This is a genomic window from Dermatophilus congolensis (genome assembly GCF_900447215.1).
GTDB classification, from domain to species: domain Bacteria; phylum Actinomycetota; class Actinomycetes; order Actinomycetales; family Dermatophilaceae; genus Dermatophilus; species Dermatophilus congolensis_A.
Map to the genome: position 1 here is coordinate 2,132,529 of NZ_UFYA01000001.1, position 19,438 is coordinate 2,151,966.

Here is a 19,438-nt window from a genome sequence, read left to right on the forward strand (position 1 = left end):
CAAGGCGCCAGCGAAGACGGTCCTTCGGCTTCTAGCATGTTGTTGTGGACTTGAAACGATACAAAGCTGTGTTGTTCGATCTCGACGGAGTGTTAACTCCCACTGCCGATGTGCATATGCGCGCATGGTCAGACATGTTCAACGCGTTCCTGAAGTCTGTGCATGCTAGACGCGAAAAAGGCCTGACCGTCACGGGTGTGTCTGCCGAGGCTGATTTGAGTCCTTACCTCGATGATGACTATTTCCACTTTGTGGATGGGCGTCCTCGCTATGACGGAGTGCGCGCATTTTTAAGTTCACGAAAGATTGTTCTCCCTGAAGGAGATCCCGAAGACTCCCCCGATCGAGAGACAGTTTGCGGTCTAGGAAATCGGAAAAATGACGCATTCAACGATGTTTTGAAACGCGACGGGGTAGCGCCATATCCGGGGTCGCTCGCCTTGCTAGACGCTCTTGAAGGAACAGGGATTCATTTGGCTGTGGTTTCCAGTTCAGCCAATGCGAAAGCAGTACTTACCGCGGCCGGGATTATTGACCGTTTTGAGCACGTCGTTGATGGATTAGTAGCCCGCGCTGAAGGTTTATCTGGCAAACCCTCCCCTGCCACGTATCTGCGGGGAGCGCAGCTATGCGGGGCAACAGCGGCAGAAGCCGTCGTCGTTGAAGACGCCACACCGGGTGTGGCTGCTGGGCGCGCTGGAGGTTTCGCGCTGGTTTTAGGCGTGGACCGAGGCGCAGGTGCAGAAGCGTTACGTGCCGCTGGTGCGGATGAGGTCGTTGCTGATTTGGCGGAGGTAATCCCATGAGATCGCGTGGAACAGACTATTGCGCCAGCCACTCCGGAGGGCACCGAATGGCAGGGCACGACCCCTTAGACCGAGCCAGGTTTCCTGTGGATCCGTGGCGGCTTGTGGAACGCCGCCCCGACATGAGTGACCTAGGCACAACCGAAACACTTTTCGCTATCGGTAACGGCTATATCGGCATGCGAGCAAACCCGCCAGAAGGACGCGAAGCTTTTGCACATGGCACGTTCGTGAACGGGTTTCACGAGACGTGGCCGATACGTCACGCCGAAGATGCCTACGGTTTTGCAACTACCGGGCAAACCATCGTCAATGCCCCCGACTCCAAACTGATGAAGCTGTACATCGATGACGAACCATTGCTGTTGTCAATGGACGACGTCGATGAATACGAGCGCTCTATCGACTTCCGCGAAGGAGTTTTACGGCGCGACTTGGTATGGCGAACCCCATCAGGCAAACGGGTAAAAGTCTCTACAACAGCGATGACCTCATTCGCGCAACGACATTTAGCGATTTTCACACTTCAGGTCACTCTGCTCGACGGCGATGCCCCCGTAGCAATCTCTAGTCAAATCATGAACCGGCAAGACGGGGTGGATGAGTACCACGTGAAGTCCGCCTCAATGGGAGGTGGCTTCGACCCCCGACGGTCACGCCAATTCACACACCGCGTCCTAGAACCGAAGATGCATTGGCATAGCGACCGGCGCATGCTCCTGGGCTGGAGCGCAGCGAACTCAGGCATGACGCTAGCGGTGGGCGCCGATCACGCAATCCACACGGATAACGAGTACGAGATGTTGATCTCGACCGAAGAAGACCTCGGCAAGATGGTGTACCGCGTAGATGCGCAGATGGGTAAGCCCATCTACGTCACAAAAGCGGTTGCCTACCACACCTCGCGAGGCGTACCTGTACGGGAGTTGTTCGACCGGTGCCGTCGAGCTCTAGACCGCGTGCGCCAAACCGGGATCTTCCACTGTGTTGAAGAACAGGCAACATGGCTGCGTGACTACTGGGCCAATAGCGATGTCGAGATAACCGGTGACCGGTCAGCTCAACAGGCAATCCGCTGGAACCTGTTCCAGTTGGCGCAAGCAAGTGCACGCGCAGATCAATTGGGTATTCCTGCGAAGGGGTTGACCGGTTCCGGATACGAAGGCCATTACTTCTGGGACACAGACATCTACGTGGTGCCATTCTTGTCATACACCTCACCAACAGCGGCACGGAACGCTCTTCGTTTCCGAGTGCTACTGCTCGATAAAGCACGTGAGCGAGCTCGCATGCTGGCTTCCCAAGGGGCACTGTTCCCATGGCGAACAATTAACGGCGAGGAGGCATCCGCGTATTACGCGGCGGGTACTGCACAGTTCCACATCGACGCAGACGTCACGTACGCCATCCGCCGCTACCTAGACACAACTGGAGACGAGGGCTTCCTCACCTCTGGCGGTATTGACGTACTCGTGGAAACCGCACGCATGTGGGCTGATTTAGGTTTCTGGCGGACGGACAAAAACGGGAGCCAGTCATTCAATATTCATGGCGTTACCGGCCCTGATGAATACACCACCGTCGTCAACAACAACCTGTACACAAACGTGATGGCGCGGTTCAATCTCGAAGTCGCAGCCGATGCGGTCGAACATTTGGCCGCAACCGATCCAGAACAGTTCGCGCTACTAACACAGCGACTCAACCTGGAGCACAGCGAGCTCACCGACTGGCGCGAAGCGGCCTGCGCAATGACGATTCCATTCGATGAATCTTTGGGTATTCACCCGCAGGACGACAACTTCCTGTGCGCCGAACAGTGGGATCTATCCACTGTTCCCGCTGATAAGCGACCTTTGCTGCTGCATTTCCACCCGCTGGTGATTTACCGGTTCCAGGTATTGAAGCAAGCCGATGTTGTGCTTGCGTTGTTCTTGCAGGGCAACAGATTCAGTGAGGAGGAAAAGCTGCGCGATTTTGAGTATTACGACCCGATCACCACGGGTGACTCAACATTGTCGGCGGTGGTCCAGTCGATCGTGGCTGCTCAAGTTGGGCACAAAAAACTAGCGATGGAGTACTTCCGTGAAGGTCTCTTCGTAGATCTTGCTGACCTGCACAGCAATACCTCTGATGGAGTACACATCGCTTCAGCAGGCGGTGTGTGGAACGCGCTGGCTTACGGGTTTGCTGGGCTGCGTGATTCTGAAGGGAATTTCGAGTTTGATCCGCGCTTGCCGGAGTCGTGGGAGGACATGACGTTGCGGTTACGGATCCGTGGTAGTCGTCTTCGTGTCCTGGTGGAGCGTGAGGCAATCACGCTGAATCTGGAGGAGGGCGATCCTTTGACGTTGAAGGTTCGGGGTGTCTCTTACACCGTTACTTCGCAAGAGCCTGTCCGGGTCGGCCTGGAGGGTCAGGGGCCACAGCTGCCTCCTATTTGTGCTCATGGCGTTGCTGGAAGTAAGGGGCCTCTTAGCTAAGGGGGCCTTTACGCCTAACGTTGCTGAGGGGATCCTCCATATGGAAGCTCCCCTCAATACGTACGTATCACCTGATCAGGTCCGGTAATTAGCGACCAAACTACGCAACTCTGCTGCCCGGATCTTCAGATCTTCTGCGGACTGTGCCATGTCACGGGTAGTGCCCTCCGTAGCCCGGGCTCCCTCAGTAACACTAGAGATATCGCGGGCGATACTGCTTGCCTCTTGTGCAGCCGTAGCAACGTTGCGGCCCATTTCGTTCGTGGTGGCAGTCTGCTCCTCCACCGCTGAAGCGATCGTGGCCTGGGTGTCGTTGATCTGAGCAATGATGCTGGAGATCTCACCAATCGCAGCCACAGCAGCTTCGGTGTCGAGTTGGATGGCCTCGACACGGCGGCCGATGTCCTCGGTAGCCTTGGAAGTTTCCTGAGCCAGATCCTTGACCTCGTTAGCAACAACCGCGAAGCCTTTACCAGCCTCACCGGCACGGGCTGCCTCGATAGTGGCGTTCAAAGCCAGCAGGTTCGTTTGCTCAGCGATGCTCGTGATGGCCTTAATGACCTCACCGATCTCCGCAGAGCTGCGCCCCAACTTCGAAACTGTCTCGTTGGTGTCGTTGGCGACGCGTACCGCTGTGGCAACAACATCCGCGGCATTGTTAGCGGATTGGGAGATCTCACGGATGGCTGTGGTCATCTCTTCGGATCCAGCAGCTACTGTGTCGATGTTTCCTGACACTTTGTCTGCAAATTGTGTCATTGTTGTCAGTGCTTGGAGCGACTTTTCAGCATCCTTATTCGTGGTGTCGGCTGCATGGCGAAGCTCCTCACTGGTGTCATCTACACTGGAGGCATTTGTCAAAACACTGTTGAAAGTAGCTGCCAGGACTGACACAGTCTGGTTCAGAGATTTTCCTACTACGGCGATTTCGTCTTTTCCGTTGGCGTCTACTCGGGTGGTGAGGTCACCTTTTTCGATGCTGTCTAAAGCATTCACGAGACGACGCAAAGGTTCAACAATGCTCGAAACTACGATTGCGGCTGCTGCAGCAGCAAGGAGCACAGTAAGTAGTGTGACTACCACCAGAATGATGCGTGCCATGTTTGCTGTGCTTCGAGCCTCGTCCGTTAAACGTTGAGCTCGACTCTGCTCTTGCTTGATGAGTGAGGTCACAGCTTCATCAGCGGCTTTCGAAGGACCAATCGCATTAGCATCCCGGTATTCTCCGTATGATTTAAAGTCTTTCTTGTCGCCGTATTCCATCAGCGGATCGAGCACAGGGAGATACTGCTGCCAAGCTTTTTCTAGAGCTTCCAATGTGCCTACATCAACCGTGTTAGGTCGGTATGCGGCAAGGTCTTCTTGCAATTTTGCTTGTGCTTTTTCTTTAGAAGACCTGTGCTTTCCCTTAGCCTCAGGAGAGGTTGACGTGACATAGTTCAATGTCCCAATTCGCACATCTTTCATTCCTGCACGAATCTGCGACAGCTGACTGATTGGAACCACTGATTTCTCAATGACGGCATCATTAGCCGAGACAACAGAATTGAGATTGACAATCGCATACACACCTACCAGGACTGTGCCTAGCAGAATTACGCCGATCATCGAAAATAGACGCTTCCCAATACTGATGTTAGAGAGACGTCCTTTCAGAGTCGATCTTCTGTCACGCTGAGACGGAACGGGACTCACGACACTCATTAGATCTCCTCAACGACGCAGCAGCAGACCGAGTGGCACCGCCTCCTTCTTCTCGACTGAGACACAACATGGTTGAAAGCTGCCTGAGCACGCGCATGAGGCGGGGGTAGCACCATCCCCACTGGCGCTACCCCCGCCTCATATGTCATGCCATGGGCAAGATTTCAGCCGTCAAAAGAGGACAGGTCTTCATTCATCGTGTCGAATTCGGGCTGTTCACCGAACACCTCTTCTAGGTGAGCCAGCGCCCGCAGTACGTACTGCCGATCTTGCTCATCGATTTCCCCCACTAGTCGCAAGATCGTGAATCCTGCCGCTACCACGAGGGTTTCCAGGTCGGTGCTTTCTTCGTCTTCACCGATACGGTCCCCTAGGTCGTCGCCGAAAGCCTCAACGAGATCTTCGATGAGTGCTCCGTCTTCCAGTTCGCTACGACGTTGCCCCCAGGTGCGCAGCAGGTCTTCACCTTCGGGGCTGCCAAATGGCGCGTAGGCATCGTCTACGTTGTCGTAAATGTCATCTGTGAAGTGAGCAGCGAATACGGAATGTTTTGACGGAAGAGGCGTCTGAGACATGTCCCCAGACTGCATTTCCCTGCCTTCCGATTCAAGCGGCCCGGGAAATCACCACGTGCATCCGGGTGTGGTTCGCCTCACATCTGTGATCGGTAGGTGTCTTCGAGACCGGCGATGGCTTGCTCTAGTGCGTGTAGTCCGGAAAGTTCGGTGACGATCTGGTGCATTTCTAGCTCTTGATCCCAGTCCAGGGTTTCGGTGACGCAGTCGATGCAGGAACGTGTGCAGGTGCTGTGCTTATTGCCTTCTGCGCAGTCCATGCACATGAATCCGTCACAGGTGGCGCAGCGTTCACCGAGGATGTCATCTGCCTCGAGCAAAGCGAGGGTGGCGTTATGCATGCTGGTGGCTCCGGCGAATCCTTGCTCCATGACGGTGCGGTGTGTGGTTTCGTCGATGTCGTCGTGGTGTTTGTTGTTCATTGTTTCCCCCCAGGTGTGTTTCGGCGGGCCCAACCGCCGAGCGATGGTTCCCCTTTGTCTGTGTGTCTGGCTGTCTGCCGGACACACACCTCATCGACCCTGGACGAGTGATCAATAGGAATTCGGACGAACTTTTGTGACGTGCGTCCAAGACGCTGTCCTTGAACATCTATCCGAGTTCCGTAGAAGGCTTTCGGCCCCGCCGGCGCTGTGGAAGGCAAGCGCAGTGGGGCCGATCTTGTCGACAAGTTTGGCTTAGCGGTTTGTTTGGCGGAGCACGTCGAAGGGGGTTCCGACAATCATTCGCTGCTGAATGCCCTGCGTAACAAATCTTTTAGCGACTCTTGCTGCTTCTAGGTGTGTAGTTCCTTGAGCGAGCTGGGCTGTGACGGCTGCGGCGAGGGAACATCCTGCGCCGGAAACAGCGTGCTCGCCTACTTTGGGTTCTCGGAGTACCTCGAGCGTGGAACCGTCGTAAAAAACGTCGATGGCTTCAGGACCCTCGAGTCGTACTCCGCCTTTGGCCATGACGGTGGCGCCGAAGGCGTCGTGTATGCGCTGAGCCGCTTCAATGAGTTCTTTTTCGTTGGCGATTTTTTCCATTCCTGACAGTGCAACGGTTTCGAAATGGTTAGGGGTGATAAATGCTGCTTTGGGGAGAATGTGTTGTTTGAGGGCATTGTCTGTATCCAGGGCTGCGCCTGGCTCTTGCCCTTTGCAGATAAGAACAGGGTCGACAACTAGGTTGCTGACTTGTTGTTCCTGGAGCACGTTTGCTGTGGCCTCAATGAGGGCGGAAGTGCCCAGCATGCCTGTTTTGACTGCTCCGAATGTGTGGGTGGCGAACTGGGCTTCGAGCTGGTCGTGGAGAACGTCTGGGTCGATGGCGAACAGACGGTGGTTCCAGTTGTTTTTAGGGTCAAAAGAGACAATGCATGTCAAAGCGGCGACACCAAAAGCACCTAGGGCTTGGAAGGTGCGCAGGTCCGCTTGAGCTCCGGCGCCGCCGGTAGCTTCGGAGCCTGCGATGGTTAGAGCTACAGGAAGGTTGTGATGGGTGTCATGGGTCATGCGGTCATGGTGTCACGCATTGGGTGGGCTGGGTTGTGCTGAGCATGAGGCGCACAAGCCGAATAGTTCAAGGCTGTGCGAGACGTCAGTGAATCCGTTTTCGTCAGCCATGGCGTCGGCCCAGCTCTCGATGGAGGTGCCACGAATCTCGACGGTGTAGCCGCATTGGCGGCAAACGAGGTGATGGTGATGTCCTTCGGTGTCGCACCAGCGGTAGATGAGTTCACCGTCGGCATTGCGGAGGACATCGACTTTTCCGGCGGCGCTCATAACTCCCAGAGTGCGGTAAACGGTGGCTAGGCCAGCACGGCTTCCGCCTTCGGTGAGTCTGGCGTGCACTTGTTGGGCTGAGACGAAGTCGCCGCCTGTTTTAAGGAGTGCTTCGATGGCGGCTCGTTGGCGGGTGTTACGTCGGCGGGGCTCAGCCATGGGTACCTCGAAATTACTGGCGGGTGGGGCTGTGCCGCACTTTACGGCGTCGACGGTTCTCCCTGACGTGAGTGATGCGATGGGTGAGATGGGTGACAAGGGAGATGACAGCGAACAGCGAAATTGCGATGACAACAATAGTCGCCCCTGAGGGGGTGCTGAGATAATAGGAGGCACTAACCCCACCCACACTGCACAGCACCCCGATGAGCACAGCCCATGCTGCCGCGCGCGCGTAGCTGCGGGCAAAAAGCTGGCTGGTGGCGTTGGGCACAATCATGAGGGCGCTGATCAGAAGTAGACCAACAACTCGCATAGAGACAACCACGGTCACGGCTGTCAAGACAGTCAGGAGAATGTTGAGTGGGAGCACAGGCAGCCCGACTGCGCGGCTGTATTCGGGATCGGCGGCGATGGCGAAGAGGCGCCGGCGCAAAAGTACTGCAACGCTGACGACGATCGCGGACAGGATGGCGAAGATGATCAGGTCGGCGGGTTTAGTGGTGGTGATGGCGCCGAAAAGGTAGGAGTCGAGATTTGCGCCGCCAGTAGTGACACGGGCCATAAGAACAACACCGAACGCGATTCCTCCGTAGAACATGAGGGCCAGCGCAGTGTCTCCAGAAGTGTGGCCGGAGGCGCGTACAAGTTCGATGAGGATAGCGGCGATCACGGTGACGATCAGGGCCATACCGATGGGGTGAGTATCTGTGAGCAGTCCGATAGCTACGCCAGCCAGGGCGACGTGTCCTATGCCATCACCGATGAGAGACAGCTGTCGTTGGACGAGGAAGATTCCCACGGTGGGCGCGGTGATACCGACGAGGAAGGCAGCGAGTAGGGCTCGCTGCATGAAGGCAAAGTCGAGCATCTGAATCATCGGTGTTTCTCCAGGCCAGTGATGGGAGGATTGGGTGGTGTCTCAGGTGAGTGGCCATGGTGATGCTCGGCCCATTCAGAGATGTGCCATTCATGCGAACGGTATTCTTCGGGGGTGCCATCGAAGTCAACGAGTCCCGCTTTGATGGCGACAACTCGGCTCAGTAATGGCGCGAGAGCGGTGACTTCGTGCGTGACGATGAGTTGGGTGACTCCCTCATCAGCAAGTGCGACAAGGACTTCAACAAGTGCGTCTTGGTTGGCGGCGTCTACTCCGGCAGTGGGCTCGTCCATGATGAGCACTTCGGGTTGAGCGGCCAAGGCTCGGGCTATGAGCACTCGGCGGTGTTGCCCTCCGGAGAGGTTGGCGACGCGGTGTTCAGCGAAGTCGGCCATGTCGACGCGAGCAAGGCTTTCGGCGACGATGGCACGGTCGTGTTTGTTGGGTCTGGCGATGATGCCTTGGTGAGGCAACCGGCCGGTGGCAACAACTTCGGCGACGGTGGCCACGACGGAGTCGGAAAGGGTGTGACGCTGAGGGACGTAGCCGAGTCGGTAACGGCGGGTGAGGTTGGCCAGAGGTTCGCCGAAGAGTTCGACGCGTCCAGATAGGTGCGAGTTAAGGCCAAGCAGTCCACGCACAAGGGTGGATTTTCCACTGCCGTTTGGGCCAAGGAGGGCCACGCGCTCACCTGAGGTAATGCGTAGATCGACGCCGTGGACGATCTCTTCCTCGCCGTAGCCGAAGCAGGACCTCTCGAGGTCAATGATGGTTGAGGGGGTCTGCTTCGGCGAAGGTTGCGTGGGCACGGTCATGCACACCCTTGACCGGTGCGTAGAACGCCTAGGTTGTTTTTCATACGGTCGATGTATCCACCGGCCATGGAAACCGCGACGTTGTCGAGTTCAGCACGCTTAGTTTTGGTTTCGTTGGCGACAGCATCAACGGATGCGGATTTTTCGCCTTTTTCGGCGTACACAGTAGTGACTTTATTCGCCTTAATGCGGTTGCTGATTTCGGCGAGGCGGGCGGGGTCAGGTTCACCGTCGTTAAGTACTCCAGCCAAGCCAACCTGGTTGAGCCCGTAGCGTTTGGCCAAGTAAGCGAAAGAGGTGTGGCCAGTGACGATGTCTTTGACTGTGCATTTGCTCAGACCTTGTTTGTACTCGTTATCCAGGTCGCTGAGTTCTTTTTTGTAGGCGGTGGCATTGTCGCTGTAGGCCTGTTTGTTGGTGGGGTCGATCTCGCCGAGTTTCGCGGCGATCTGATCAACGGCTTGGCTGTAGAGGACGGGGTCGAGCCAGAAGTGAGGATCGTTGGGGCCGTGGTTATGGCCTTCGTGGTCGTGTCCATCGTGGTTGTCGTGTGCGTCAGTTTTTGTGGCGCTGGGTGATTCTTTACCGTGGTCGTGACCATCATGGTCGTGACCGTCATGGTCGTCTTCTTCAGCTCCGCTTGAGGGCAGCGCGGCGAGTTTAGACAGGTCGAGTATCTGTTTAGCTCCGGCGGACTCGATGGCACTGTCGGCAGAGGGTTGCATTCCTTTTTCGTAGACGACTAGGCCAGCGTTACTCACACTGCCGACTTGCTGGGGGGTGAGTTCCACGTGGTGGGGGTCTTGGCCATTTCCTGTGAGGTTGGTGACCTTGACATGTTTGCCGCCGACTTTTTCTACGGCATGGGCGAGGGGGTAGAAGGATGCGACCACTTCGGTTGCGCCATTGTCCGCGTTGCTTGTTTGAGCGTTTTGGCTACCGCTACATGCGGCAGTAAGAGCAAGAGCGCTGGCGGCAGCCGCCGAGAGAACTGTGCGAGCGGATAAATAAGGGTTTTTAGTGGTCATGATCCAATAATCATTTTTATTGGGAATCATTGTCAAAGTTCTAAGGCGCTTTGGAGCGTCGCGTTGCACACCACAGCTCAGCCCCACGCAAACAGTTCCAGGTGTGAGACCGTGAGGTACACAACACTCCTATATACAGGGGCGCTCATGACGAACGGGAAGCGCCCGTAAAGCAGATAGGCACCCAGGGATGACGGACACGCCGAAATTATCGGTACTCGATCTGGTACCGGTTCGCAGTGGACAAACAAGTGGCCAGGCAATCGAGGCTTCCCTGGCATTGGCAAAGGTGGCTGATGAAGCTGGTTTCACGCGCTATTGGGTTGCCGAACACCACAACATCGAAGCTGTCGCTTCGACGTCACCGGCGATCATGATTGCGCTGCTGGCATCGGCAACGAAACGTATTCGGGTGGGGTCAGGGGGCGTGATGTTGCCTAACCATGCGCCATTGGTCATTGCAGAACAGTTCGCTTTTTTGGAAGCAGCTTTCCCGGGGCGGATTGATTTGGGGATTGGCCGGGCACCAGGAACCGATCCAGTGACGCAATGGGCTTTGCGTTCTGGAGGTGCTGTTGGTCCTGAAGGTGACCCGGTGGCACGGTTTCCGGAATTTGTGCAGCAGGTGGTGGCATTCATGTGCCCCGATGGCGCGGGTATCCAGATCGGGGGACGGCCTTTCCATGTATCAGCTACCCCGAACGCCGTTTCCGAATCTCCTGTGTGGCTTTTGGGCTCTTCGGATTATTCAGCGCGATTGGCGGCGAGGTTTGGACTGCCATATGTGTTCGCGCATCACTTTTCTGGAGTGGGGACGGCTGAAGCACTGGCTCTATACCGGGAGAACTATGCCGGCGAGGAGGAGCCACGTTCGCTGTTGACGGTGAATGCGGTGGTGGGCGATACCAAGGAGGAGGCGTTGCTGTATGCCCGGGCCCAGCAGCACAACATTGCTGCGATTCGTACTGGCGCTCCTCGATTGCCCATCTTCACGTTGGAAGAGAGCATGCTCGCCACGCCACGGGTGCCCGATGATCAGTTTGATGAGCTGATGGGTTCGTGGCATGTGGGTACAGCTGAGGAAGTTGCTGAATCGATTACGGCGTTGGCGCAGCAGTTCGAGGTCGATGAGGTGATGATTCAACCGGTGGGGTCGGCTAAGGAGTCGGACCCTTATGAGCGCGTACCGAATCGTGAGCGCACCGTTCGTGACTTGGGGCGGCTCTTGCTGGGGTGATTCTTCTCCGCGGTCTCAGGTCAGAAGTTTTTCGCGTCCCAGTTCGTGCTTAAGCGCTGCGGTGAGCTGAGGGTAGCGGAATTCGTGGCCGATTCTGGCGAGCACTCCGGGCAAGACGTGTTGGCTGGCAAGGGCAAGTTCGCGGGTTCCTTGGCTGCCGAGTAGGAGCGTAGGCGCTTGGCTTGGGGTGGGGAGGAAGGCTGGGCGATGAAGTACTTTGCCGATGCTGGATGCCCAGTCTTTTTGTTTGACGGGGTTGGGTGCGACGGCGTTGACGGGGCCGTGGAGGCGGTCATCGACGAGGGCGCGGTAGTAGATGTCGATCAGGTCGTCGAGAGCGATCCAGGGGAGCCATTGCTGACCTCCTCCAAGAGGTCCGCCAAGTCCGGCCTGATAGAGAGGCCGTTGTAGGCCTAGCACACCGCCATGGCTGGATTGGACGATTCCGGTGCGTATGTTGACGACTCGCCCTGCTGCGGTGTGGGCGTCAGCTTCCCAAGCTTGGACTACGTCGGCGAGGAACCCTTGGCCTCGACAGGAAGTTTCATCGACGGGTTCAGGGCGATCATTTCCGTAGATGCCTACTGCAGAGGCGCAGATGAAGGGTCTTGTGCCGGCGAGGTGAGCTAGGGCTGCTGTGGGGCCGATGCGGGAGGACCAGATGGTTTTTTTGTGTTCGTCGGTGAAGCGGCCAGCAATGGATGCTCCAGCGAGGTGGACTACTGCATCCACGCCCTCGAGGAGATCTGGGGTGGGGTTGTTTGTGTCCCAGAAACGTTCACTGCGGATGAGGTTGCCGTCGTTGTCAGTAACGCAGGCGGATTGGTCTGCTTTTCTTCTAACGAGGTGGATTACTCGGTGTCCGCCTGTGGTCAGCAGGGCAGAGAGTTGTCGTCCGACTAGGCCTGATGCGCCGGTGATTGCCACTGTCATGGGTTCGGGGTGGAGCTGGCGCATCGTGCGGTGAGCGGTGAGATCTTTTTCTAGGACAGCGTGTCGGAACGCAAACATGGATCGCAGCATCGCGCCGGGGACATTAGAAAGCACTGAATCGGTGATGCGGGTTCCTTCGCCGACTTCAGTGAAGTCGTGTTGGTGTCTCCAGTAGAAGAAGCGTTCTCCTAGGCTGCCCAGAGCTGGGATGGTTCCGACATCGACGAAGCGGTGTGGTGGCCGGTAGTCCTGGGGTTGATGTTGGGCAACCCAGATTGGCCCCCAGGGGCTACCGAAACGCAATAGTGCTGTTCCGTCTGCAAGTGAATGTGCTTCTTGGTGAGGCTGTATCGGGGCGAATGGCGGCGATAGCCGCAGGAACGCCCCAGGCCGCATGTGCCATGAAAAAACTTGTGACAGAGGGAAATCCACGACTTGAGAGGTAACGAGTCCCATGCACCGAACCTACCCGGACACTGCCTGCTACGCATTCGCGCAATAATTCTTGTATGGCCCGGCTCCCACTCTTCCCCCTCAACACCGTCCTCGCGCCGGGAGCCGCTCTGCCCCTACAAATCCACGAGTATCGGCATCTGCAACTGATTCGTGACGTTGTCCGCAGTCCAGAAGGACCTGAATTCGGAGTGGTGGCCTTGCGTCATGGCCGTGATCCGGATGAGCGTGCCCGTATTCGCACTACTGTCACTGGTTGTAGTGCTGTTTTACAGAATGTCGACAACATTGGGTCTGGCCGCCTTCACCTCGACGTTCGCGGGAAGGATCGTTTCCGTGTCGACAAAATTTTGGATGAACCTCTTCCATACGTCGTTGCCGAGGTGACGTGGCTGTCCGAGCCAGATGGAGATGCGGCAGCACTGCCCTCATTGGCTCGTCAGGTGCGCTCCCGCCTATACAACTATTCGACGATGCTTGGCCAAGATGCTCCGACGAACTTTGAACCGCGTAGTCGCCGTGACGTCGATAGCGCACGCCGGTTGTCTTACGGTGTTATTGATCACACCGTTCTCAGTCTTGACGAGAAGATTTCCCTACTCGAGGCGGAGTCAACTGAGCAACGTCTTATTCGTGCGCGTCGACTTTTGAGTCGTGAGATTGATTTGATTCGGTTGTTTCACGCGATACCTCAGGAGATTGATCCTTCAGCCATCAATCCGAACTGATTTTCTGGTTGATTTCATGTTCTCCGACTTACGGGGTTTTCCTGCTGTTAGTTGCGTTGCAGTAGTTTTTCGATGAGTGATCGGCGTCGGGTTTGTTCGTCACAGTTTTCGTCTTCGCGATCGAACCAGGCATCGACGTCCACGATGACTGTGGCGTGGGAGGCTGCGCTTGAGCCGTCGGCTCTATCAGACCAGGGAGAAACTGCTTCTTCGCCGGTGACGGGGAAGGCTGCGTGTTGGTGTTCACGCGGTACTTCTGGGGTAGCTGCGTAGGTCACTTGTTCGGTCACTGAGGCCGTGTTTTGGGCGCTGCTTTGGTCAGCTTGGCTGGTTACCGGGGGTTCTGCGTGCGCGGGGGTTTCGCCCTGCGGGCTGTTTTTTCCAGTTTCCTCGGTGATGCGGGCTCGGGCTCGGGCGCGCGCGGCGGCAATGGCATCAAGATCTAGTGACGCTGTTGGTGTTGTCTGGTCAACGGCGGGTGGGACAACAGCTGGCTTTGGTTGGGGTGGGGGTGCATCAGCAATCGTCATATCGGCGTGACGAAACACTTGCTCTAGGTGTTCGTGCGGGTCAAATTCGTTTGTGGATGCGATGAAGGTTTCCCGTACGCCAGAAAACTCACCCTCATCGTCATCAGGGTCTCCAGGAGCTGATTCGCTGGTTCCTGCGTGTTCGCGGATGATGAGGCGTCCTCCCCCAGCGTGGACCCAATCGCGGCTGAAGGCCGAGTAGCCAACTTCTAGTTCCCAGTCGGGCATGGACAGGAGGTGTTCGTCGGTGAGTCGGCTGCCAGGGTAGATGTGGGCAGCTAGTCGCAGTTCTCGGCCGCGTTCTTTGGAGATGCGCAAGATGTTTTCGAAGTCAGCTTTTTCGGCGCCTTCAAGGCGGGCGAGGTTGACGCGGCGTTTTTGGAGTTTGCGGATGCTTTTGGCGAGGTGGACGACTTCAGGGGTGCGGGTGGCGTAGAGGTGCAGCATGGCTGCGAGTTCACCAGCGAGGTCCTCGGCTGCGGAGGCTTGCCATAAGACACCAGGTGGAGCATCTGGTGCTGAGTCGAATACTTCACTGGGGGTGAGCTGCAGGTGCAACAGTTGCCAGGCGTAGCTCTGGCCTTCGTGTAGAAGGGCGATCCAGCGGGGGTTGATGCCGTTGTTCACCCGGGGGGTGGATCCGATAAGGATCGAAGCGGTCACTGCGCTCATCGCGTTCACCTCCGAGGGCGGTTGGCGCCGGTGCGTCGACGGACCCCGGTCGTTCTTTCAGGCTAGGAAGGTGTATGCGAAGCGACAATCGCGGTTGCCGACAACAAGGCTCAGCTGATGGCATGGTGTTATCAGGCAGCGGGCTCTTCGGGAATGCCTGGGGTTTCTTTACGGATGAGCAGGTAGGCACCCAACAGGGCGGTAACCAAACCGATGGGGACGAGCCAGTAGGTACCGGCGCGGGGTAGTTCGTTGAGCATGATGAGGCCATATGCCGCGGGCACAAGGGTGCTCATGAGGTAGTTGGTGGACAAGACGGTGACTCCGTCAGCCTGGGCAAGGCCGCGGGTGAGGTGCATTTGGCCAAGAACGAGGCCACCCATGAGCAAGGTTCCAGCGGCCCATGTGGTCCAGGGCCAGGTCCAGGGTTGGATGAGGTTGAGGGAGTGGTCGGCAACGATAAGCCGGGCTGCGATGGCGCTGATGGCAAATCCGGTACCGCCAAAGACACCAGATACGGAGGGCGGCAGGGGAAGAAAGAACGCGATGAGGCAGATGGCGACCACGGCGGCAACGACGGCTAGGTCCTCGATGCCGGTGGGAGGAACGGTGCCAGGCACAGTGGTGGCGGCAAGGATGGTGATGCCCAGAACGACGGCGCCGATAGATGCCCATCCCAGTGGTGCGATACGACGGCGGCCGCTGGCATGTTCGATGATTGCGGTAACGGCTAGGCCCCCGACGATGCATGCCTGCACGATGAGCAGGGGCAGGGTTTGGCGGGCGGCGAGGGTGAAGACGAAGCCGAGGCCTTGGCAGCAGGTTCCGATCCACCAGGTTTTAGAGGCGAGAGGGCTGCCCTCATCTTTGGATCCGGTGGATAGTTGAGCGCCGCCGATGCCGTAGGCAAGTACACCCAAGGCGAGTGCGGCTGTGCTGAGGATCATGAAGAGGAGCGAGGGCTGTTGATAGGGCACGGTGTGAACCTACCCGGACACGCGGTGGCCACATAGGTGGGGCGTGTCCGGGTGGTTGGTGGGCTGTGTTGGACTCAGAGTGCGCGTAGGCCGTAGGTGGCGCGCATGGTGTGGGAGCCTCCTGCGGGAAGTTGCACGGCTTTGGCGAGTGCGTTGGCGGTTTCGAAGCAGACCATGTGTGTCCATTCGTCGTCGCCGAAGTCGGGCAGTGCTGCGGCTTTGGTCTGCCAGGGGTTCCAGATGACGGTGCTGGCTGAGCCGCTTTTGGTGAGGGTGATGGCGCGGTTGTTGCCGGGGTCGATGATTTCGGCGGTGCTGTCGTGGGCGTAGACACGGTCGGTTTCGCGAGTGAGTCTCAAGGGGCCGGACTGGGCGTTGACAGCGCGTCCGCCGGGGGCTTTGTCGGCGTAGCGGGTGCCGTCGAGGCCTTCGACGCTGATGGTTGTGACGTCGGATACAGCGATGTAGGCGTGGAGGGCTTCTTCGAGTTCGTAGTCTTCGTCGCTGGTGATGGTGAGTGCGAGGTCGAGGTTTTTTCCGAAGGTGGCGGTGTATTCGCCGCGGATGCCGGTCGGAGTGCCTTCGGGGAGGGTGGCGTTGGCTGCGTCGATGGTGAAGGTGAGGGTGGCTGTACCGTTGCTGTCGGTGGTGGCAGCTCTGAGTTCCCAGGTATTGGTGCGGAACCATCCGTGGGCGGGTTTTTTGTCGTTGCGTTTGCCTGGGCCGAACCAGGGTGCACAGATGGGGATCCCGCCGCGGATAGCGGTGCCAGGTTCAAAGGTGGAGTGTTGGCTCATCCACAGGACGGGGTCGGCGCCGGAGGGTGTCCATGCGGTGATGTGTGCGCCGTAGAGGTAGATCTCGCCGGTTGCTGTGGGGGTGTCGATGCGCAGAACGGGTAGTTCGTTTTGTCCTTGGGTGAGGGTCACACCGGTTGGCAGTTGTGAAGGGTCGATGTTCGGCATGTTTTGAAAGTACCCGCGGCATACCTGTTTTGGCGGCTTGGGCTGCATCTCACGGTCGACATCGCTGGTGGTGTCGACCGTGAGATGGGGTGTTAGTGGAAGAGTGCAGCGCCTTCGGTGGTGACGATTTCCCAGATGTGGGCGGTGGCGGCGGGGATGAGTCGGCTGGTGTGTTGGCGTCCTGCGTGGTATTCGGTGCCGTCTGCGTATCGGATGACGCCGCCGAGTTCGCGGATGAAGAGGCTCCCCGGGGCGTGGTCCCAGGGTTTGTCGGACCAGTAGACGATGGCGTCGGCGGTTCCGTTAGCAAGCCAGGGGTAGTCGACGCCGCAGCACCAGGCGGAGGAGTAGAGAGTGAGGTCGCCGGAGGGGCCTTCTTTGACGGGGTTGGAGGTCAGGATGCGCAGCTCAGCGGGGTTGTTGCTGCGTGGGATGGGGTTTAGTCGGGCGTTGTCGAGGTAGAGGCCGGCGCCTTTTTCGGCGACGTAGGCGTGGCCGAGTTCGGGTTGCCAGATCCAGCCGCGGACGGTTTCTCCGTGGGCGAGTTCGGCGAGCATGACTGCGTGTTCTTTGCGGCCGTTGACGAAGTTTTTGGTGCCATCAACTGGGTCGATGATCCAGGCGCGGGGAGCGTGGGCTAGTTTGTTCAGGAGGGTGGGGTCGGCTGCGGTGGCTTCTTCGCCGACGACGAGTGCTTCAGGATCGTGGCTGTGTAGCCAGTCTGTGACGGCTTTTTCGGCTTCACGGTCAGCGATGGTGACGAGGTCTCCTGGGTTTTTTTCCATGACTTCGTCGTCCCCGAGTTTTCGGAATCGGGGGGTGATGTATTCGGTTGCGACGTGTTTGAGCAGCTCTAGTACGGCGTCGGTTTCGAGGCGGTGAGCATCCACTGTCTAAGCGTGGCACAGGTTGGTGGCCGGTGGCGTTGGGTTTGGTGTGGTGGGGTTTAGGCGCGGTAGTCGTGAGTGGAGCGGGTGAATCCTTCTTGGGCGTAGGCGGCGCGGATTTGGCGGGCGCGGTTTTCGCGGTGAGGGCTGGATGGGCGTAGGGGGCGGGTGCGTTGGTTGGTGGCGCGTCGGCGGGAGGTGTATGTGGTGATGTCTGCGGCGACGTAGGTGTTTCCTGTGGTTAGGGCGGCGTTGGTGGGGCCTGCGTCGAGGATGTTTTGGCGGTCGATGCTTTGGGTGGGGGTGTCGCGGATGATTGAGTGGACGCTTGCTAGTCCGTCGTCAACGATTTCGGCTTCAACGATGCCGGTGTGGCGTGGGTAGAGGGTCTGGGTGTGAGGACGGCTGGTGGTGCCGGTGGCGTGGCCTCGGTTGCCGTTGATGTGTCGTATCACTGTGGTGGTCAGGGCCCAGATGGGGGCGGTGATGGTGATGATGTTCAAGGTGGTGGAGTACCAGGTGGGCGCGCCCTCGAGGAGGCAGACGAGGTGGCCGATGACTAGGGCGGCACAGGCGATGGTGATGACAAGGCGTTGGTGGCCGTGGGTGCGTGCTGTGATGGCGGTTGCGGTGCCGGTGAGTGCGGCAGCTGCGGCCATGATGATGTGTGCGGTGTCCATGACGGTTTCCCCTGATTCGATGCCTGGTGTCGGGGGCCGCTCCCCAGCGGCCCCCGACTTTCAAGCAGATCCCCCTGCCTGAACCGCAGCAGCTGTGCCCTGGTCGTGTGGTGTTTTCACGACCCCCCAAGGGCGGGCGGCCTGAGGAAGGGGGCCGCCGCTGTGTGCTTGGTGCGGTGTAGTCACAACTGTACTGGACGTTTGTCCATACGTCATTTCTGGTTTTGGACGGTCGACCGTTAAATTCCCAGTTCAGGCTGTTTTCCAATTGTTTTCGTGCGTTTATCTTGTCGACATGAACTACGTGGAGCGTCTTGGACGGTGGTGTTAGTTGATTTGCCTGAGCGCATGAAAAGGCCCCAACCACGTGGTGGTGGTTGGGGCCTTAGGTTAGGCGCGTACCGGGGTTAGCTGTGTTGGTTGGTGTTGCAGGCTGCGTCCTGGCAGGTGTTGCAGGCTGCGCCGAGCGCGCAGGCGCTGAGGCATGCGGTGGCGATGATGGGGTTAAGTCCCAGTGCGGTGGCGAGGGCGAAGATGATTCCTAGCAGGAGAATGGTTCCCAGAGCCAGGGTTGCCCAGAGCAATGCAAGGCGGACCGCTACTCCTGGTTCGGTGTCCTTTGCCGGGGTGGTGAGTGACTGAGCGTCGGTTGCTGTGCCCTGGTGAGGGGTGGGTGCGGGGTCTAGAACTGGTTCGAGCACGGGGTGCAGTTCGGGGCTATCGGTGGTTTCTTCAGAAGTAATTCCGTGGCGGGCGGACCAGACGATATCTAGTCCGTGGCTGTGACGGCATCCGATACCTGCTCCGCGGCCTGGATTGTCGTGGCGGCGGGGTAGTGCATGGCGAGTAGGGCGCAGACCACGGCTGGCACGGCGAGTGACGGGGCGTGCGGCGTGTGGGCGCGCGGGGCGAGCGTGTGCGCGGTGGGGGCAGTTCATTTCGCCCTCCGTTTTGGTGACACGCCGGTGATGGTGACGGTGTTGTTAGGCATCCGTGCCCTCTCTTTCCCGGGTCCTTCCGGGGATCGTGTTCATCACGTTCATGGGGGCGTGGGGGCGGTTGCCCCTGCCGTGGTTGAACCTGACCTGCTTTTTATCGGCATGGGTCACGGAGCTTGAAGTTTTTAATGAACTTTATTTCCGCAGGTCAAACCACACTTTAGG

19 protein-coding genes are annotated in these 19,438 nt (G+C 58.1%); 4 read left to right on the forward strand and 15 right to left on the reverse strand.

Translation table 11 applies throughout. From position 1 onward, the window contains the following. Positions 1–44 precede the first annotated feature (44 nt). Positions 45–806, forward strand: a complete 762-nt coding sequence (locus DXZ77_RS09325; protein WP_115031647.1) for an HAD family hydrolase — start codon at positions 45–47, stop codon at positions 804–806. A gap of 47 nt (positions 807–853) precedes the next feature. Then, positions 854–3,289: a glycoside hydrolase family 65 protein gene (locus tag DXZ77_RS09330; protein WP_181816097.1), complete on the forward strand. Its 2,436-nt coding sequence runs from the start codon at positions 854–856 to the stop codon at positions 3,287–3,289. Positions 3,290–3,364: 75 nt separating this feature from the next. Here DXZ77_RS09330 and DXZ77_RS09335 read toward each other — a convergent pair whose 3' ends face one another. The 8 genes from DXZ77_RS09335 to DXZ77_RS09370 form a co-directional block, all read right to left on the reverse strand. Then, positions 3,365–4,993, reverse strand: coding sequence for a methyl-accepting chemotaxis protein (locus DXZ77_RS09335; RefSeq protein ID WP_115031649.1), 1,629 nt, complete (start codon positions 4,991–4,993; stop codon positions 3,365–3,367). A gap of 164 nt (positions 4,994–5,157) precedes the next feature. Continuing rightward, positions 5,158–5,568, reverse strand: a complete 411-nt coding sequence (locus tag DXZ77_RS09340; RefSeq protein ID WP_147279255.1) for a hypothetical protein — start codon at positions 5,566–5,568, stop codon at positions 5,158–5,160. 77 nt (positions 5,569–5,645) lie between these two features. Beyond that, positions 5,646–5,990 (reverse strand): hypothetical protein, encoded by a 345-nt coding sequence (locus DXZ77_RS09345; protein ID WP_115031653.1) that lies wholly within the window; start codon positions 5,988–5,990, stop codon positions 5,646–5,648. 255 nt (positions 5,991–6,245) lie between these two features. Continuing rightward, positions 6,246–7,061: a hydroxymethylpyrimidine/phosphomethylpyrimidine kinase gene (locus tag DXZ77_RS09350; protein ID WP_115031655.1), complete on the reverse strand. Its 816-nt coding sequence runs from the start codon at positions 7,059–7,061 to the stop codon at positions 6,246–6,248. A 12-nt stretch (positions 7,062–7,073) separates the two neighbouring features. After that, positions 7,074–7,490: a Fur family transcriptional regulator gene (locus tag DXZ77_RS09355; protein WP_115031657.1), complete on the reverse strand. Its 417-nt coding sequence runs from the start codon at positions 7,488–7,490 to the stop codon at positions 7,074–7,076. 13 nt (positions 7,491–7,503) lie between these two features. Continuing rightward, positions 7,504–8,370 (reverse strand): metal ABC transporter permease, encoded by an 867-nt coding sequence (locus tag DXZ77_RS09360; RefSeq protein WP_115031659.1) that lies wholly within the window; start codon positions 8,368–8,370, stop codon positions 7,504–7,506. Further along, the gene (locus tag DXZ77_RS09365) at positions 8,367–9,179 is read right to left on the reverse strand and encodes a metal ABC transporter ATP-binding protein (protein ID WP_258553253.1); all 813 of its coding nucleotides are present in this window, start codon (positions 9,177–9,179) and stop codon (positions 8,367–8,369) included. Before DXZ77_RS09365 ends, DXZ77_RS09360 begins: the two co-directional genes overlap by 4 nt. 2 nt (positions 9,180–9,181) lie before the next feature. After that, complete coding sequence (locus DXZ77_RS09370) at positions 9,182–10,213, reverse strand: metal ABC transporter substrate-binding protein (protein WP_181816099.1); 1,032 nt, start codon at positions 10,211–10,213, stop codon at positions 9,182–9,184. Between the two features lie 190 nt (positions 10,214–10,403). Between DXZ77_RS09370 and DXZ77_RS09375 the strand changes: the two genes are divergently transcribed. Next, entirely contained in the window at positions 10,404–11,450 is a 1,047-nt protein-coding gene (locus DXZ77_RS09375; RefSeq protein ID WP_115031664.1) for an LLM class flavin-dependent oxidoreductase, read from the forward strand. Between the two features lie 15 nt (positions 11,451–11,465). On the opposite strand, the gene DXZ77_RS09380 is transcribed toward DXZ77_RS09375, so the two are convergent. Continuing rightward, positions 11,466–12,686 carry a TIGR01777 family oxidoreductase gene (locus DXZ77_RS09380; RefSeq protein WP_258553254.1) on the reverse strand — a complete coding sequence of 407 codons (1,221 nt, stop codon included), beginning with the start codon at positions 12,684–12,686 and terminating at the stop codon, positions 11,466–11,468. Between the two features lie 206 nt (positions 12,687–12,892). On the opposite strand from DXZ77_RS09380, the gene DXZ77_RS09385 reads away from it, so the two are divergent. Beyond that, positions 12,893–13,564, forward strand: coding sequence for an LON peptidase substrate-binding domain-containing protein (locus tag DXZ77_RS09385; protein ID WP_115031667.1), 672 nt, complete (start codon positions 12,893–12,895; stop codon positions 13,562–13,564). Positions 13,565–13,611: 47 nt separating this feature from the next. On the opposite strand, the gene DXZ77_RS09390 is transcribed toward DXZ77_RS09385, so the two are convergent. From DXZ77_RS09390 to DXZ77_RS09415, 6 genes are all read right to left on the reverse strand, one after another. Continuing rightward, on the reverse strand, positions 13,612–14,766 hold the full coding sequence (locus DXZ77_RS09390) for a hypothetical protein (RefSeq protein WP_115031669.1): 1,155 nt from the start codon (positions 14,764–14,766) through the stop codon (positions 13,612–13,614). Between the two features lie 131 nt (positions 14,767–14,897). Then, a complete protein-coding gene (locus DXZ77_RS09395; protein WP_115032846.1) occupies positions 14,898–15,713 on the reverse strand; it encodes a hypothetical protein in 816 nt (271 codons plus the stop codon). 104 nt (positions 15,714–15,817) lie between these two features. Continuing rightward, positions 15,818–16,708, reverse strand: coding sequence for a D-hexose-6-phosphate mutarotase (locus tag DXZ77_RS09400; protein ID WP_181816100.1), 891 nt, complete (start codon positions 16,706–16,708; stop codon positions 15,818–15,820). A gap of 92 nt (positions 16,709–16,800) precedes the next feature. Next, entirely contained in the window at positions 16,801–17,598 is a 798-nt protein-coding gene (locus DXZ77_RS09405; RefSeq protein WP_115031673.1) for an inositol monophosphatase family protein, read from the reverse strand. A 56-nt stretch (positions 17,599–17,654) separates the two neighbouring features. Then, the gene (locus tag DXZ77_RS09410; RefSeq protein WP_115031675.1) at positions 17,655–18,275 is read right to left on the reverse strand and encodes a hypothetical protein; all 621 of its coding nucleotides are present in this window, start codon (positions 18,273–18,275) and stop codon (positions 17,655–17,657) included. Positions 18,276–18,682: 407 nt separating this feature from the next. Continuing rightward, complete coding sequence (locus tag DXZ77_RS09415) at positions 18,683–19,213, reverse strand: hypothetical protein (RefSeq protein WP_115031677.1); 531 nt, start codon at positions 19,211–19,213, stop codon at positions 18,683–18,685. Positions 19,214–19,438: the final 225 nt, after the last annotated feature.

Excerpts from the sequence above, each read along its gene's own strand:
- DXZ77_RS09330 (WP_181816097.1), top strand. The coding sequence starts at position 854 with ATGGCAGGGCACGACCCCTTAGACCGAGCCAGGTTTCCTGTGGATCCG.
- DXZ77_RS09335 (WP_115031649.1), bottom strand. The coding sequence starts at position 4,993 with ATGAGTGTCGTGAGTCCCGTTCCGTCTCAGCGTGACAGAAGATCGACT.
- DXZ77_RS09340 (WP_147279255.1), bottom strand. The coding sequence starts at position 5,568 with ATGTCTCAGACGCCTCTTCCGTCAAAACATTCCGTATTCGCTGCTCAC.
- DXZ77_RS09345 (WP_115031653.1), bottom strand. The coding sequence starts at position 5,990 with ATGAACAACAAACACCACGACGACATCGACGAAACCACACACCGCACC.
- DXZ77_RS09350 (WP_115031655.1), bottom strand. The coding sequence starts at position 7,061 with ATGACCCATGACACCCATCACAACCTTCCTGTAGCTCTAACCATCGCA.
- DXZ77_RS09355 (WP_115031657.1), bottom strand. The coding sequence starts at position 7,490 with ATGGCTGAGCCCCGCCGACGTAACACCCGCCAACGAGCCGCCATCGAA.
- DXZ77_RS09360 (WP_115031659.1), bottom strand. The coding sequence starts at position 8,370 with ATGATTCAGATGCTCGACTTTGCCTTCATGCAGCGAGCCCTACTCGCT.
- DXZ77_RS09370 (WP_181816099.1), bottom strand. The coding sequence starts at position 10,213 with ATGACCACTAAAAACCCTTATTTATCCGCTCGCACAGTTCTCTCGGCG.
- DXZ77_RS09375 (WP_115031664.1), top strand. The coding sequence starts at position 10,404 with ATGACGGACACGCCGAAATTATCGGTACTCGATCTGGTACCGGTTCGC.
- DXZ77_RS09385 (WP_115031667.1), top strand. The coding sequence starts at position 12,893 with ATGGCCCGGCTCCCACTCTTCCCCCTCAACACCGTCCTCGCGCCGGGA.
- DXZ77_RS09390 (WP_115031669.1), bottom strand. The coding sequence starts at position 14,766 with ATGAGCGCAGTGACCGCTTCGATCCTTATCGGATCCACCCCCCGGGTG.
- DXZ77_RS09395 (WP_115032846.1), bottom strand. The coding sequence starts at position 15,713 with ATGATCCTCAGCACAGCCGCACTCGCCTTGGGTGTACTTGCCTACGGC.
- DXZ77_RS09400 (WP_181816100.1), bottom strand. The coding sequence starts at position 16,708 with ATGCCGAACATCGACCCTTCACAACTGCCAACCGGTGTGACCCTCACC.
- DXZ77_RS09410 (WP_115031675.1), bottom strand. The coding sequence starts at position 18,275 with ATGGACACCGCACACATCATCATGGCCGCAGCTGCCGCACTCACCGGC.
- DXZ77_RS09415 (WP_115031677.1), bottom strand. The coding sequence starts at position 19,213 with ATGAACTGCCCCCACCGCGCACACGCTCGCCCCGCGCGCCCACACGCC.